Source organism: Pseudarthrobacter sp. CC4 (assembly GCF_048957775.1).
Taxonomy (GTDB): domain Bacteria; phylum Actinomycetota; class Actinomycetes; order Actinomycetales; family Micrococcaceae; genus Arthrobacter.
The window spans coordinates 260441-275463 of sequence record NZ_JARCCZ010000002.1 but is presented as its reverse complement, the minus strand read 5'-3'; the positions used below and the strand labels follow the sequence as shown (position 1 = coordinate 275463).

The following is a 15023-nucleotide window of genomic DNA, read 5'->3' as shown; positions in this document are numbered from 1 at the left end:
AGTCCTGCGCCCCTGCGCACTACGCTCCGAACGGCAGCCGGGGGTCGATGTCCTGCCCGTCCCACGTCTGGCGCACCCAGCCGTGGTGGGGATCGTCGCTGATAAGCCATTCCCGCACCGGTCCCGGTCCGGCCATCACGTTCAGGTAGTACAGGTCGTAGCCCGGTGCAGCCATCGCCGGACCGTGCCAGCCGTAAGGAACCAGGACAACGTCGCCGGTGCGGACCTCGGCGGACACGTCGATGGGGCGCTCATCGGAGGCGTAGACGCGCTGGTAGCCGATGGCATCGGCGTCGGCCGGGGCAGCCGAGCCGGCGGCGACCCGCGTCTCGAAGTAGTAGATCTCCTCCAGGTGCGTCTCGCCGTCCTTTTCCTCGTCATGCTTGTGAGGCGGGTACGAGGACCAGTTTCCGGCGGGAGTAAGGACCTCGCAGACGATGAACCGGTCCGCTTCCAGGGCGGCGGGCGTGCCGAAGTTGTGGACCTGGCGGGAGCAGTTGCCCGCCCCGCGCAGTTCCACCGGGGTCTCGGCGGCAGTCACCAGGCGGGTGGGGTACGGGTCCTTGGCGGGTGCGGTGGCAACTGCCACCCGGCCGCCGTCGGCCGAGCTGATGGTGACCCCCCGCCCCGTGCCGGAGTAGAGAACGTCGCTGGGGCCGTGGAACACCGAGGCACGGCCTTCCAGCTGGTACTCGATGCCGTCCACCGTGACGGTAAAGGATCCACTAAGGGGCACCACAATGCGCTCCTCAGCGGCGGCGGGAAGGACGACGTCGGCCCCGGCGGCGAGGGTGCCCACCTTCAGTCCGGTGTGTGCCCAGCCGTCCACGGCAAGGGAGGAATCGGAGGTCCCGATCGAGACGTCCCATTTGCCGTCGGCGGCGGTGCCCAGGGGGTAGACCCAGTTGGTCATGGAGTTGGCTCCTTGCGTTAGCGCTGTACGAGTGTCATTTCAAAGCTGTAGGAATCACCCCGGTACACGTGGTGGCCGGTTTCCACGCGCCGGCCGGTGTCATCCGTGGCAGTACGCTCCATGGTGACCAGCGCGGATCCGGGCGCAGTGTCCAGGAGGGAGGCCTGGTAGTCGTTGGCCACCACGGCGCCGATGCGCTGGTTGGCGAGGCGGAAGTTCACGCCGCCGCGGCGCAGGATGGCGTACAGGCCTTCCCCGGCCAGCATGGCTTCATCCATGTCGGTGATGTCATCACGGACCCAGTTCTCCATGAGCGCCAGCGGTTTGCCCCCCACCTTGCGCAGCCTGGTGAAGTGGTAGACCTTCGAACCGGCAGGGAGCTGCAGCGTGGCCAAGGTGGCGTCGTCCGCCTCCACATGGGAGAAGCTCAGGACGTCCGTGGTTGGCTTCTTGCCGTTATTGGTGAGGTCGTCGTAGAGGCTGGAGAGCTCGAGCGGACGGCGCACCTGGCTGGAAACCACCTGGGTTCCCACGCCGCGTTTGCGCACCAGCAGGCCGGACCGGACAAGTTCGTCCATGGCCTTGCGCATCGTGGGACGGGAAAGGTTCAGCTGTGCCGCCAGGTCGATCTCGTTGTCGAGCCGGCTGCCGGGTTCCAGGACCCCGCTGAAGATGGCCGCTTCTATGCCCTGCACCACCTGGTGGTAGAGCGGGACGGGGGAGGAGCGGTCGATGCTGAGACCCAGGTTGTTCGCCACGGTACTTCCCTTACGTTCCTGTTGCGGGGCGCCTTCGCCCGGGCGGGGCATGGAGGGCCGCTTTGCCACTATATGTTCGCTTGATAGGACATACTTTTTCCTCCTCCGATCCTAGCAGGCGCTGTCCGAGGGTCAAGGGATTGGCCATGCAGTAGCGGAAGCGCGTTAGAAAGCATCATGTACTGACATTAGGACTTTGTGTTGACATGAATTGTTAGAGCGCTCTAACGTAGGTGGGACGCATCACATCCCTGACCGCTACCGCAGTTCCCCGAGAGAATCTGAGAGGCAACAATGCTGTTGCAGAAACAATCGCTGACCGCGCCCGGCGACCGGCGCCGCGGCTATCTCGCCCGGCTCACTGTCATCTCCACCCTGGGCGGCCTGCTCTTCGGCTACGACACCGGCGTCATCTCCGGCGCCCTGCTGTACATGAACGACTCCCTGAACATGACCGCCGTCGAGGAAGCCACGGTGGTCAGCGCCCTGCTGTTCCCCGGCGCCGCGGTGGGTGCGCTCACCGGCGGCCGCATGGCGGACAAGCTTGGCCGCAGGGGTTCCCTGGTGGTCTGCGCCCTGCTGTTCCTGTTCGGCGCCATTGGCTGTGCCATCGCCCCCAACGTGCCGTTCATGATCGCGGCGCGCATCCTGCTGGGCCTGGGGGTCGGCGCGGCGGCCGTCACCTGCCCGCTGTACCTGGCCGAAATGGCACCGGCCCACCTGCGCGGCCGCATGGTCACCATCAACGAACTCATGATCGTCACCGGACAGATGCTGGCGTTCGCCATCAACGCCCTGCTCGATGCCCTGATCCACGACACCGAAGTCTGGCGCACCATGCTGGGCATCGCGTCCCTTCCCGCCCTAGCGCTGCTCGCCGGAATGCTGATGCTGCCCGAGTCGCCCCGCTGGTACGCCATCCGCGGCCGCCTCGAGGACAGCCGCCGCGTCCTCAACCTCAGCCGAAGCCCTGAAGAGGCCGCCAGCGAGTTCCAGGAAATTGCCGAGGCTGCAAAGACGGCCAAGGACGAACGCGGCCACGCCTGGCGGGACCTGCGGGACAACCCCTGGATGCGCCGCCTTCTCTGGATCGGCATTGGCCTCGCCGTGGTGCAGCAGGCCACGGGCATCAACACCGTGAACTACTACGCCCCCACCATCCTCGAAAAGAGCGGGCTCGGCGTCAGCGCATCCCTGGTGGCCACCATCGGCGTCGGCGTAACCTCGGTGCTGATGACCATCCTTGGAATCTGGCTGCTCGGTTTTATTGGCCGGCGGAAAATGCTGATCGTCGGCTTCTCCGGGGTGGTGGGCTCCCAGGCCCTGCTCGCTGTGGTTTTCCTCCTGCCCCAGTCGGACCTCGCCAGCTACACCATCCTCGCCGCCATGATGCTGTTCGTAGCGTTTGTGCAGTGCTTCATCGGCACCTGCGTGTGGCTGCTCCTCTCGGAAATGTTCCCGCTGGCCATCCGCGGCTTCGCCATGGGAATCGCGGTGTTCGCGCTGTGGACGGTCAACGCCGCCATCTCCTTCCTGTTCCCGATCGTGGTCGAGGCGCTTGGTTCCACCGGAACCTTCGGCCTGTTCGTCCTGGTGAACCTCGCATCCCTGATGTTCGTCAGCAAGTTCGTCCCGGAGACAAAGGGCCATTCCCTCGAGGATCTCGAAGCGCACTTCCGCCACGGCGAACCCGTCCGGGTTCCCGCCTAGCACCTTCACCAGCGCGGGGTCAGATTCAGCCCATTCCGGTGCTCCGGAGAGGCGGAATCTGACCCCGTATTGCTTTAGGTTTAGACCGTGAACCTCTCCGGAAACCTGGGCCCCCACCCGCACAACCTCGAAGTCCAGGACCTGGAAAGCTTCGACCGACTGGTCAGCGCAGGGGCCCTGGACATGCACGGCTGGCATGCACAGTCCCTGGACCTTCGGGGGAGGACCGCAGCGCTGGAAGGCATGCACGTGGAGGGTGCCATCTTCCTCGGCTGCACGTTCGATGACGGCACGGAGGACCTGCTCCGGCAACGGGGTGCGCTGATCTTTCCACGGCTTGAGGCGGTACCGTTCAACCCCTACCGGGCCACCCTCTATACGCCCCAGGAGCTTTACTCCGGGCTGCCGCACTCCCCGTATGAGCAGCTGCCGGATGCCCGGATCTATCAATGGAGCATCCATGATGGCCACCGGCACCGGCTGGACGCCACCCTTGCTTCGGCGCTTCATGACCATGCCATCGGCGACGCCCTGGACGAGCTGGCCAGGACGGGGCCCTGGCAGGACCGCGCCATGGTGGGGGTGATGGGCGGACACGCCGCGCAGCGTGGCAGCACCGGTTTTGCCCAGGCCACCCTGCTGGGCCGGCTGCTGGCACGGGACGGTCGCGTCGTTGCCACAGGCGGAGGGCCGGGGGCCATGGAGGCGGCGAACATGGGAGCGTACCTCAGCGAGGCGTCCGACGCCGAGGTGCAGGCGGCGCTGGACACGCTCGCCTCCGTCCCGGGGTTCCGTCCCTCGGTGTCCGCGTGGGCTCGTGCCGCCGCCGCCGTCGTCGAACGCTTTCCCGGCGGAACGCCGTCGCTCGGCATCCCCACGTGGTTCTACGGGCACGAGCCGCCCAATTATTTCGCCACGCACATCGCCAAATACTTTGCCAACGCCATCAGGGAAGCCATCCTGCTGGAGCTGTGCAAGGGAGGCATCGTCTTCCTTCCCGGGGCCGCGGGCACGGTGCAGGAAATCTTCCAGGACGCCTGCGAGAACTACTACGGCGCGCGGGAAAAGGTCACGCCCATGGTGCTGGTGGGCAGGCACCACTGGGAGCACCAGTACCCCGCATGGCCCATGCTCCGCAGCCTGGCTGCCGGCCGGGTGATGGAAGACCACATCTTCCTGGTGGACTCGGTGCAGGATGCGGTGGAGGTGCTGCGAAGCCAGCTGGGGCCCGGGCAGCCCGCCTGAGGCCCGGCCGGCATCCGGGTCGGGCTGGTCAGAGGTCCTTGCGGCACTGGGCCTTGCCCAGCTCAAAGAGCCCGTTGAGGTCTCCGGCGGACAACCCCTCGGGGGTGCCGATTTCCGGGTACATCAGTTGCGTGGGGTCCTCCACATGGTCAAGTCCCATGACATGGCTGAGCTCGTGGAGGATCACGGCCCTGGCATAGAGGTGGCCGTCCGGGTTAAGGAGCTCATTGGCGATCTGCGGTGAGTCCAGGTCCAGGCCGCCGGTCACAAAGGCCTTGGGGCCGTCGTCGTAACTGAAGTGGGTGCTGCCTCCGGTGCCGATCACCTTGCCCTTCAGCTGCGGGGCCGCGTCCGGGGTTGTCCAGGCGATGAGCAGCGGTGCCCAGCGCTCGCCGTAGGCCTCCGGCTGGTAGGGCGGCCGTTGCGGGGATGGCTGTTCCCGGGTGGTTCCGTCATAGATGAACTGGATGCCGGTGGCGGCCGAGATGGTGGTAATGGCCTCCATGATGAGCTGCTGCGCGCCGGCCGGTGCCAGCTCGTCATTGACCACATAGTGCAGCGGCCTGCAGGGGGAATACCCCACGGGGCTGCCGTCCCCGTTGACTGCGAGGAAGCGGTAGGAATCGCTGCCCGGCCGCGGCGGGCTGGCGGCGGCCAGCGGGGCGTCCGACTCCTCGAATCCCGGAGGCGGCGTCTTCGTCCGGCCCTCAGCCGCGGGTGCCTGGCCGGCATGTCCCGTGGGGTGGGTGTCCTGCTGGCCGCTGGACTCCCCGGACTGTCCGCCTGGTTGGCCGGTTCCCGGGCCGATGCGGACATCCAGCAGTTCCTTGAAGCGCGGATCGCTGACTGCCAGGGCCACACCAAAAACTGCCGCTGCGGACAGTGCGGCGATGACCAGGAGCCTGGCTATCCCGCGTGCGCCTCGGCGGACCCTGGCCCGCGCATGGCGGGATCCCACGCGGCGGTCCTCCACTAGGCTGCGCCCATTAGCATGCCACCGCTAACCCACCACGGTGCCGAAGACCAGCCCCAACAGGTAGGTGACTGCCGCGGCGCCCAGCCCAATGGCAAGCTGGCGCAGCCCGCGCGTCAGGGGTGATGTGCCGGACAGCAGCCCAACGGTGGCGCCGGTGACCAGCAGGGCCACGCCCACCAGGACGCCCGCAACCACCAGCGCCGGCACACCTGTCAGTCCGGCCACAAACGGCAGGATGGGTACGATGGCGCCGGACGCGAAGAAGCAGAAGCTGGACAGGGCCGCGCCCCACGCGGTGCCCACCGCCTCATGCTGGTCATCGACGTCGGGCAGTTCCGGCTGCAGCGACAAGCTGGGATCGCAGTCACAGGGCAGCAGGCCGGTGCGCTCGGCCACCCGGTGTTCCGCGGCTTCCTGGGTCATGCCCCTGGCCAGGTACACCAGGAGCAGTTCGTTGTGCTCGAGGTCCAGTTTGGGAGCGGCTACCAGCGTGACCTGCGTGGGCCGGGTTGCCGCCAGCAGTTCACGCTGGGAACGGACGGAAATGAACTCACCGGCGCCCATGGACATGGCGCCGGCCAGGAGGCCGGCAATGCCGCTCAGCAGCACCACGCTGCTGGCCACGCCGGAAGCGGCCATGCCCATCACCAGGGACAGGTTGCTGACCAGGCCGTCATTGGCGCCGAACACCGCTGCCCGGAAAGTTCCGGCCAGGCGGTTGCGCCCCCGTGTTGCCAGTCCGCGGACCACTTCCTCGTGGATCTGCTCATCGGCCGCCATGGCATCCGTGGCGTTGGGGTCCTTGGCGTAGGGGGAGCGGCCTTCGGCGCGCTGGGCCAGCGCCAGCACGAACACAGAGCCGAAGTGCCGGGCCAGGAAGCCCAGCAGCCGGCTGCGGAGGGATGCACGCCGGGGCTTGCCCGCGCGGTCCCCGAGCAGGCCCAGCCAGTGTGCTTCATGGCGGCCTTCGGCCTCGGCCAGGGCCAGGAGGATTTCACGTTCTTCACCCTGGCGGCTCTGCGCCAGGTCCCGGTAAACTGCGGCCTCGGCGCGCTCGTCCGCGAGGTATTGCCGCCATCGTTTAATGTCCGACGGCGACGGCCGGGACTGCCGGTTCGGCCCGGATCCTTCCGGTGCGGCCGGGAGGGACGACGGCCGGGGCGCGGCGTTTCGGTTGTTCTGGGCGTGCGGAGACACGGACACTCCTGGGCTGGATGGGGCATGGCTCGGCCCCATTGCAGTGCCAGCTTACTGCGAAAATCCGCGGATTTTTGGCAGGTAATCCTCCCTCGGACATTTCGGTCCGCCTTAAATTCGGCGCCGCTTCCGCGGGTCCCGCCAGCCGGTTTCATGCGCTATTGACCCGTATGCCGGGCGGTGCTGTGATGAAAGTGTGGCGCGGCCCGCGCCCTCACTGAAAGAGCACGTCAGGCGAACAAACGGAGGTTCAATCATGGGCACCACCGGACAGCACCCGGACATGCCGCACCTTGATGCCGTGGAGGCGGATCCCGCCTACGACTACGCCGAGGATGCACCGGTAGATGAGGACGGCTGGGACACCGAGGACGATCTCCTGGACGAGGAGGAACCTGTGGTCCAGGTGCCTCCTGTCGTGATCGACGCAGAGGACCGGGTGGTCCCCCTGGAGGACCCCGACGAGGTCCGCGAAGCCGAGTAGGACTGACGACGGCGGCACCTCCTTCGCTGGAACGCGACAGGAGGTGCCGCCGTCGTCGTTTGCCTGGTGCCGGCGCCCCGGAGCGGGCCTGGCCGCCGGCCCGCGGGACCTAGCGGACGGCGGTGGGAACCGGCGCCTCTTCGCTGTCCTGCCCGGCCACCCGGCGCTGCCAGTTGCGCATGACCTGGGGGTCCGTGGGCTGGGTCAGCAGGGACACCGCAATGTAGACCACCGCTGAGGCCAGGAGGCCGTAGTAGATGGGCTCGTTGGCGTAGATGCCGTCAAGCGGCGCCTTGGCGTTGACTTCAAGGATGATCATGGTGCCCAGGGTCACCACGGACCCTACTGCCATGGAGGCCGCGGCGGCCAGGCCAGTGCCGCGCTTCCAGACCAGGCCGCCCAGGATTGCCACGAGGAGGCCGCCCACCAGGATGTCGTAGGCGATGGTCAGGGCTGCCACCACGTCCTTGGTGATGATGGCGATGACGATGGCCACGATGCCAAGGGCGAGGACCCACGTGCGGTTCGCTTTGACGTCGTGCTCCGGGTTGTCCGTGTCTTCGGTGTTGATGGTCTTGCCGAACCAGCTGGCGACGAAAGGCAGGACATCTGCGCGGGCCACGGTTGCGGCGGCAATGAGGGCGCCGGAAGCCGTTGACATCATTGCGGCCACGGCTGCCGCCAGGACAAGTCCGCCGATGCCTACCGGCAGCAGGGTCTGTGCCACCTCGGCATAGACATCGTCCTTTGCGGCGATCTCAATGTCGGAGAGGGCCACGCTGGCGGCCATGCCGATCAGGGCCCCGGCAACACCATAGAGGATGCAGTAGATGCCTGCAGTGGCGCCGCCCCACCGGGCCACCGTGGGGGTCTTCGCCGTGAAGACCCGCTGCCAGATGTCCTGGCCGATCAGCAGGCCCAGAGTGTAGACGACGAAGTAAGTGATGATGGTCTGGACGCCGATGCCGTCGATCTGGAAGAAGCTTTCATCCACACGGCTGCGGATGCCTTCAAAGCCGCCCGCAGCATTCAGGGTGAACGGCAACATCAGGAAGAAGATGCCTACGGTCTTGATGATGAACTGCACCTGGTCCGCCAGGGTGATGGACCACATGCCGCCGATTGTGGAATAGACCAGCACGATGGCGCCGCCGACGGCGATGGCCATAGCCCGGTCCCAGTCGAAGAGCACCACGAAAATGGTGGCATAGGCGCCGGTGGATGTGGCGCACAGCATCAGCGTGTAAGCGAGCATCACGATGCCCGAGGCTTCGGTGGCCCTGCTGCCGTAGCGCAGGGTGAGCATCTGGGAGACAGTGTAGATCTTCAACTTCTGGATGGTCCCGGCGAAGAGCAGGCTCAGCAGCAGGACGCCGGCGCCGATAGCCACTACCAGCCACATGCCGGAGATGCCGAACTTGTAGCCGAGGCCTAACCGCCCACCGTTGAGGCCCCGCCCAGGACGACGGCGGCCATGGTGCCTGTATAGAGGAAGGGGCCGAGGCGGCGGCCGGCAACCAGGAAGTCGCTGTTGTTCCTGGTGCGGGACTTGCCCCACCAGCCGAAGGCCAGCATCGCGAGAAGGTACACCACCACGATGGCGATGTTGATGACACGTAGGTCCATGTTGGCTCCTTGGAGCGTGTTGGCAGCGGGGCTGCAGTCCGGGCACCGGGGAGCCGGGCAGCTGCTGCGGAGATGGGGGGAGGTTCCGGGCTATTGCCCTATAGGCAACAATGGTTGTCTCAAGTTAGGCTGTGATGGTGGTAACAGTCAAGGGAGGTTTGGCGTCGCCGCGGCGCGCACGCAAGGGGCGCGTCACAGGCAGGGCTGGCCATTAGGATTGCTCCAGAGCGGAGCCGGACGGCCGGCCATGAAAGGTTCGTAGATGAAGGCACTGCCAGTTGAGCCGAGCAACGTTCCGGTAGCCATCGGTTCCAGGATCCGTGCGGCCCGGCAGTCCCAGCGGCTCACCATAGAGCAGGTGGCCGACGCTACGGGCCTGACCAAGGGATTCCTCAGCCGGGTTGAGCGGGACCTGACGTCACCGTCCGTCGCCTCGCTCGTGACACTTTGCCAGGTGCTGTCGATTTCGATCGGCGACCTGTTCGCGGCCCCGGAAACACACCTGACCAAACGCAACGAAGGGCCAAGGATTTCCCTCGGCGGCGAAGGCATCGTGGAGCGGCTCCTCACCGCCCGCTCGGAGCGGCGCATCCAGATCATCCAGGCCTGCATTGAACCGCACGGGCGCGGTGAGTCCGAGCTCTATGCCGTGGACTGCGACGTTGACGTTCTCCATGTGATCAAGGGGAGGATCCGCCTGATCCTCACCAACGAGGAATACGACCTCGGCCCCGGAGACACGGTCACCTTCCCGGGCCGTGAGCCGCACACCTGGATCAACCCCACGGACAAGCAGGTTGAGGTGCTCTGGGTCCTCGTTCCCGCCGCCAGCCGTTAACCCCACAACTAGGTAGCGCTAAGTGTCGTTTTGAGCGTTCAAAACGACACTTAGCGCTACTCAGACGGGTGAGGCTCTGTAAACATGCGGTGCACATAGGAAAACCCGGGTGTATGATGGCAGTCACAACAGTCCCTCAACTCCTCGAAGGAGAGGCCTCCAGTGGAAGAGCTGCGCATCGAAGCCAACGGCAACCTAGGCCCCATTGATTCATCCCGCATCCCTCGCTATGCGGGTGCTGCCACCTATGCGCGGCTGCCGCGGCTGGACCAGGTGGCCAAGGCCGACGTCACCGTGGTGGGCGTGCCGTTCGATTCGGGCGTGTCCTACCGTCCGGGAGCCCGCTTCGGCGCCAATCACGTCCGGGAAGCCAGCCGCCTGCTCCGCCCGTACAACCCGGCGTGGGACGTGAGCCCCTTCGAGAACATCCAGGTTGCCGACGCCGGGGACATGGCGGTCAACCCGTTCAACATCAATGAAGCCATCGAGACCATCCAGCAGAACGCTTTGGACCTCACGGCCGGAGGCAGCAGGCTGGTGACCCTCGGCGGTGACCATACGATTGCCCTGCCGCTTCTCCGCGCGGCGGCTGAGCGGGCCGGGGGACCGGTGGCGATGCTGCACTTCGACGCGCACCTGGACACCTGGGACACCTACTTCGGCGCCGAATACACCCACGGCACCCCGTTCCGCCGGGCCGTCGAGGAGGGCATCCTGGACACGGAAGCCATCAGCCACATCGGCACCCGCGGCCCGCTGTACGGCAAGAAGGATCTCGACGACGACCACCGGTTCGGGTTCGGCATCGTCACCTCCGCGGACGTCTACTACCAGGGCGTCCTGGAAACCGTGGCCAAGGTCCGGGACCGGATCGGCAACCGCCCGTTGTACATCTCGGTGGACATCGACGTCCTGGACCCTGCCCATGCTCCCGGCACCGGCACGCCCGAAGCCGGCGGAATCACCAGCAGGGAGCTGCTGGAAATCATCCGCGGCTTCCGCGGAATGAACCTGGTGGGCGCCGACGTCGTGGAGGTGGCCCCGGCCTACGACCACGCCGAGATCACCGGCGTCGCCGCCAGCCACGTTGCCTACGAGCTTGTCACGCTGATGGCAGACAACGCCGTGGAAGGCGACCGTTTCGGCTCAGCGACGGGCTACGCCGCCCAGGCGCTCGGCCAGGAGGTCCGCCGGCCGGCAGGCTTCGCACCGGCGGGCAAGGAGTAGCGGGGATGGTCGAGCACGATCCGGGCAAGGCGGCGGTGCCGGCAGCGAAGGGTCCGGTTACGGGTGCCCGCAACGGCGGGGACCTCGTCGTCGAGACACTGGAAGCCCTGGGCGCGAAAACGGTGTTTGGCATCCCCGGGCAGCATGCGCTGGGACTGTTTGATGCGATGGGCCGGGGCAACCTGCAGTTCGTTTCCTCTCGGGTGGAGAACAACAGCGCCTTCGCTGCGGACGGGTACTCGCGGGCCACCGGTGAAGTGGGCGTCCTGTTCCTCTCCACCGGCCCGGGCGCGCTGACGTCGCTGGCCGGGCTGCAGGAGGCCTATGCCACAGGGGTGCCGATGGTGGTGGTGGCGAGCCAGATTCCGCTGGAAGGCCTGGGCGCCCGGCGCAAGGGCATGCTGCACCAGCTCGATGACCAGAAGGCCTCGGCCGCGAACGTGACGAAGAGCCAGCGGCTGATCCAGCACGCGTCCGGCATCCCGTCGGCCATCCAGGACGCCTGGACCGAGGCAATTTCCTCGCCCCAGGGGCCGGTGTGGCTCGAGATTCCGCAGAACGTCCTGCTCGATCCGATCATGGTGCCGCCGGTGGAGGACGCGCTCGCCGAAGCGGCGGACAATCCGCCGCGGGTGGAGTTGGTCCGCGAAGCGGTGAAATGGCTGCAGGCCGCCGAGCGCCCGGCCGTCATTGCCGGCGGCGGTACCCGCCGGGGCCGGGCTGAGAAGTCGCTGCTCTCCATTGCGGAGAAACTGCGTGCCCCCGTGATCTGCACCCCGGGCGGCAACGGCGCATTCCCCTGGAACCACGAGCTCTCGCTGCAGTCCTGGATCGAGGACCGCTACATGACCGATCTGCTTGAGGACGCCGACGTGCTGGTGGTGATCGGCTCCTCGCTGGGCGAGGTCACGTCCAACTACTTCACTTTCGAGCCGCGCGGCAGGATCATCCAGATCGACGCCGAACCCCGGGTCCTGGAGTCCAACCGGCCCGGGCTGGGCATCCGCGCGGACGCGGGACAGGCACTGGCTGCCCTGGACGAGGCGCTGGAGGTGGAGCCTGCGCATGCCAGGCCCAACTGGCACGGCACCTCTCCGGAGGACCTGGTCAAGGAATCCCTGGCGAAAGTCCGGGCGCGCCTGGAATCCCAGGACCTTGCCAAGGAGCTGAAGTTCATGGCCGACATCCGGGATGCAGTCCCGGCGGACATGCAGACCTTCTGGGACATGACCATCGCCGCCTACTGGGGCTGGAGCTGCTGGGACGCCCGGGAGGGCCAGTTCCACTCCGCCCAAGGCGCCGGCGGCCTGGGCTACGGCTTCCCGGCGGCGATCGGCGCCGCCGTGGGGCTGGAAACAGTTGGCAAGCCGGGCCGGGTGCTCGCCGTCTCCGGCGACGGCTCGTCCATGTACTCCATCGCGGAACTGGCCACGGCGAAGCAGCACAACGTGCCGGTCACCTGGCTGATCGTGGACGACGGCGGCTACGGCATCCTGCGCGAATACATGGTGGGCGCCTTCGGCAAGGCAACCGCCACCGAGCTGGCCCGCCCGGACTTTGTCAAACTCGCCGAAGCCTTCGGCGTGCCGGCCACAAAAGTGGCGCCGGAGGACGTGGGGGAGGCGCTCAAGGCGGGCTTCGCCGGTGACGGGCCCAACGTCGTCGTGGTGGAAACGCTCCTGAAGATGTTCGCCCCAACCCATCTCCCCGCATAGGGCCCACTCAACCGAATACGCAGAAAAAGGGTCCCGGCCTCCGCAAGGAGCCGGGGCCCTTCGTTTTCCCACTATCCGCCCTTTAGTTTCCTGAAGCAACCAAATGGGTATATAGTTGCTTCAGGCAAACAAGTAAGGAGTGTCTGTAGCAATGGCAGTTGCACCGGATACGGCGGCCGATCTCGTCTACCAGATCTTCGATCTCCAGCGCGCGGTGCGTTGCATCGCCACTGCCGCAGTCCGCGGGCAGGAGACCGGAGTCGCACTCCAGGGCGTCCTCCGGTTCGTGGGGGAGGGGGAGTCGCGCGCCACGAGCCTGGCCGAGCGGCTGGGAGTCAGCGCGCCGGTCCTCAGCCGCCACATCGCGGACCTGGAGGAGCACGGCCTGGTGGTCCGCAGGCAGGACCCCGACGACGGACGGGCACAGTTGGTTGCCCTCACGCCCCTGGGAGCGGACAGGCTCCGGAGCATCGAGGAGCAGCGGACGGCAGCCCTGCAGGACTACCTGCGGGACTGGAGCGAGGAGGACGCCGGCAACACGGCGAAAACCCTGCACAAACTCACCGAATCACTCAAGAAATCAGCCCGGGCAACGGCGGCCGGCACCATCACCACCCCCTAGGAGCAAACCTATGGCAACCACAGCCGCCCGGGTCACCATGTTGAGTGCACCCGCCGCACCGCCCGAAATGTCCCACCGCCAGATCATGGAAGCGCTCACCGGCCTCCTGGCCGCCTTCTTCACGGCGATTCTCAGCAGCACGATCGTGGCCAACGCCCTGCCGACCATCATGTCCGACCTGCACGGAACCCAGACCGACTTCGCCTGGGTGATCACCGCAGCGCTGCTGGCCAACGCCGCCACCACGCCCATCTGGGGCAAGCTGGCTGACCTCTTCAACAAGAAGCTCCTGGTCCAGCTCAGCATCATCATCTTCGTTGCAGGTTCCGTCATGGCAGGCCTCTCCGAAACCATCCCGCTGCTGCTGGGTGCGCGGGTCATCCAGGGCGTAGCCATGGGCGGCCTGACGGCATTGGCCCAGGCCATCATCGGCACCATGATCCCGCCGCGGAACCGCGGGAAATACTCCGGTTACATGGGCGCGGTCATGGCAGTGGGCACCGCCGGGGGACCGTTGCTGGGCGGTTTCATCGTGGACAGCCCGCTGGGCTGGCGCTGGACCTTCTTCGTGTGCGTGCCGCTCGCCGTCGTCGCCCTGATCCTCCTGCAGGTCACCCTCAAGATCAGCCACGTCCGCCGGCCCGCCAAGATCGACTGGCTCGGTTCCGTCCTGCTCACCTCCGGGGTAAGCCTGCTGCTGATCTGGGTCTCCTTCGCCGGCAACCCCGCGTACTACGACTGGATCTCCTGGGAGTCCGCCCTCATGGTCGGCGGCGGAATCCTCCTGCTGGCGCTGCTGGTCCTGGTGGAATCCAAGGTGGAGCAGCCGATCATCCCGCTCAAGATCATCTCCGAACGCACCACGGCCCTTGCCATCCTCGCCTCCGTAGCCGTGGGTATCGCGATGTTCGGCTCCTCAACCTTCCTGGGGCAGTACTTCCAAGTGGCCCGCGGCGCCACCCCCACGGAGGCCGGACTCCTTACCTTGCCCATGATCGCGGGCAACCTGGCGGGTTCAGTGGCTTCCGGACTCCTGATCAGCCGCACCGGAAAGTGGAAGGGCTACCTGATCGCGGGATCCGTCTTCCTGATCGGCGGGCTGGGGCTGGCAGGCACCATGGACCACACCACGGAGCTCTGGCACGCCGGAATCTTCACCGCGGTGCTGGGCCTTGGCCTGGGCATGCTGATGCAAAACCTCGTGCTGGCAGTGCAGAACACGGTCCGCGCTGCGGACATTGGAACGGCCAGCGCCTCCGTGGCGTTCTTCCGGTCCGTGGGCGGTGCCATTGGCGTCTCCGTCCTGGGCGCCATCCTGGCCAACAGGGTCAGCGAACTGGCCACCCGGGGACTGGCGGCGGCCGGCATCCCCGTCCAGGGCGGCGCAGCGGGCTCCAGCATGGACCTGGCGCACATGCCGGAACCCGTCCGTGACATCATGCGGGCCGCCTACGGTGACGCCACCGCGGAAGTGTTCCTGATTTCAGCCGCCGTGGCCGTCGTCGCCCTGGTGTCCGTGCTGTTCATCAAGGAAAAGCCGCTGCGGCGGACCGTGGACATCCAGCCGGCGCCGGAGCAGGCGCGGGAGCAGGAAAGCACGACGGCGGAGCCCGCCCCGGCGGGCAGGTAATGCAGGCAGTACTCCCCACGGATGATCTTTTGCGGGGCCTGTTTCACCGCGGGGAGGAGTTTCGTAGAGTGGGAAAGCCAAG

General features: G+C 66.7%; 12 protein-coding genes and 1 pseudogene. 8 read left to right on the top strand and 5 right to left on the bottom strand.

From position 1 onward, the window contains the following. Positions 1-19 precede the first annotated feature (19 nt). Complete coding sequence (iolB, locus tag PV768_RS02460) at positions 20-913, bottom strand: 5-deoxy-glucuronate isomerase (protein ID WP_421092191.1); 894 nt, start codon at positions 911-913, stop codon at positions 20-22. Positions 914-930: 17 nt separating this feature from the next. Further along, a complete protein-coding gene (locus PV768_RS02455; RefSeq protein ID WP_321215437.1) occupies positions 931-1671 on the bottom strand; it encodes a GntR family transcriptional regulator in 741 nt (246 codons plus the stop codon). Between the two features lie 294 nt (positions 1672-1965). On the opposite strand from PV768_RS02455, the gene PV768_RS02450 reads away from it, so the two are divergent. After that, entirely contained in the window at positions 1966-3381 is a 1416-nt protein-coding gene (locus tag PV768_RS02450; protein WP_421092190.1) for a sugar porter family MFS transporter, read from the top strand. Between the two features lie 87 nt (positions 3382-3468). Further along, entirely contained in the window at positions 3469-4626 is a 1158-nt protein-coding gene (locus tag PV768_RS02445; protein WP_421092189.1) for an LOG family protein, read from the top strand. A gap of 28 nt (positions 4627-4654) precedes the next feature. Here PV768_RS02445 and PV768_RS02440 read toward each other — a convergent pair whose 3' ends face one another. Together PV768_RS02440 and PV768_RS02435 are read right to left on the bottom strand one after the other, a co-directional pair. Further along, positions 4655-5584: a matrixin family metalloprotease gene (locus PV768_RS02440; protein ID WP_421092188.1), complete on the bottom strand. Its 930-nt coding sequence runs from the start codon at positions 5582-5584 to the stop codon at positions 4655-4657. Positions 5585-5626: 42 nt separating this feature from the next. Beyond that, positions 5627-6799 carry a VIT1/CCC1 transporter family protein gene (locus PV768_RS02435; protein WP_421092187.1) on the bottom strand — a complete coding sequence of 391 codons (1173 nt, stop codon included), beginning with the start codon at positions 6797-6799 and terminating at the stop codon, positions 5627-5629. Positions 6800-7055: 256 nt separating this feature from the next. Here PV768_RS02435 and PV768_RS02430 point away from each other — a divergent pair, with 256 nt between their 5' ends. Continuing rightward, the gene (locus tag PV768_RS02430; protein ID WP_421092186.1) at positions 7056-7283 is read left to right on the top strand and encodes a hypothetical protein; all 228 of its coding nucleotides are present in this window, start codon (positions 7056-7058) and stop codon (positions 7281-7283) included. 109 nt (positions 7284-7392) lie between these two features. On the opposite strand, the pseudogene PV768_RS02425 reads toward PV768_RS02430, so the two are convergent. Beyond that, positions 7393-8909, bottom strand: a pseudogene (locus PV768_RS02425) (sodium:solute symporter). A 262-nt stretch (positions 8910-9171) separates the two neighbouring features. On the opposite strand from PV768_RS02425, the gene PV768_RS02420 reads away from it, so the two are divergent. The 5 genes from PV768_RS02420 (at position 9172) to PV768_RS02400 (ending at position 14941) form a co-directional block, all read left to right on the top strand. Next, positions 9172-9747, top strand: coding sequence for a helix-turn-helix domain-containing protein (locus PV768_RS02420; protein ID WP_323056447.1), 576 nt, complete (start codon positions 9172-9174; stop codon positions 9745-9747). Between the two features lie 162 nt (positions 9748-9909). Further along, positions 9910-10974, top strand: coding sequence for an agmatinase (speB, locus tag PV768_RS02415; protein WP_321215443.1), 1065 nt, complete (start codon positions 9910-9912; stop codon positions 10972-10974). A 5-nt stretch (positions 10975-10979) separates the two neighbouring features. Beyond that, positions 10980-12689 (top strand): thiamine pyrophosphate-binding protein, encoded by a 1710-nt coding sequence (locus PV768_RS02410; RefSeq protein ID WP_421092185.1) that lies wholly within the window; start codon positions 10980-10982, stop codon positions 12687-12689. A gap of 151 nt (positions 12690-12840) precedes the next feature. Beyond that, positions 12841-13311 carry a MarR family winged helix-turn-helix transcriptional regulator gene (locus PV768_RS02405; RefSeq protein WP_321215445.1) on the top strand — a complete coding sequence of 157 codons (471 nt, stop codon included), beginning with the start codon at positions 12841-12843 and terminating at the stop codon, positions 13309-13311. Between the two features lie 10 nt (positions 13312-13321). After that, a complete protein-coding gene (locus tag PV768_RS02400; RefSeq protein WP_421092184.1) occupies positions 13322-14941 on the top strand; it encodes an MFS transporter in 1620 nt (539 codons plus the stop codon). Positions 14942-15023 lie beyond the last annotated feature (82 nt).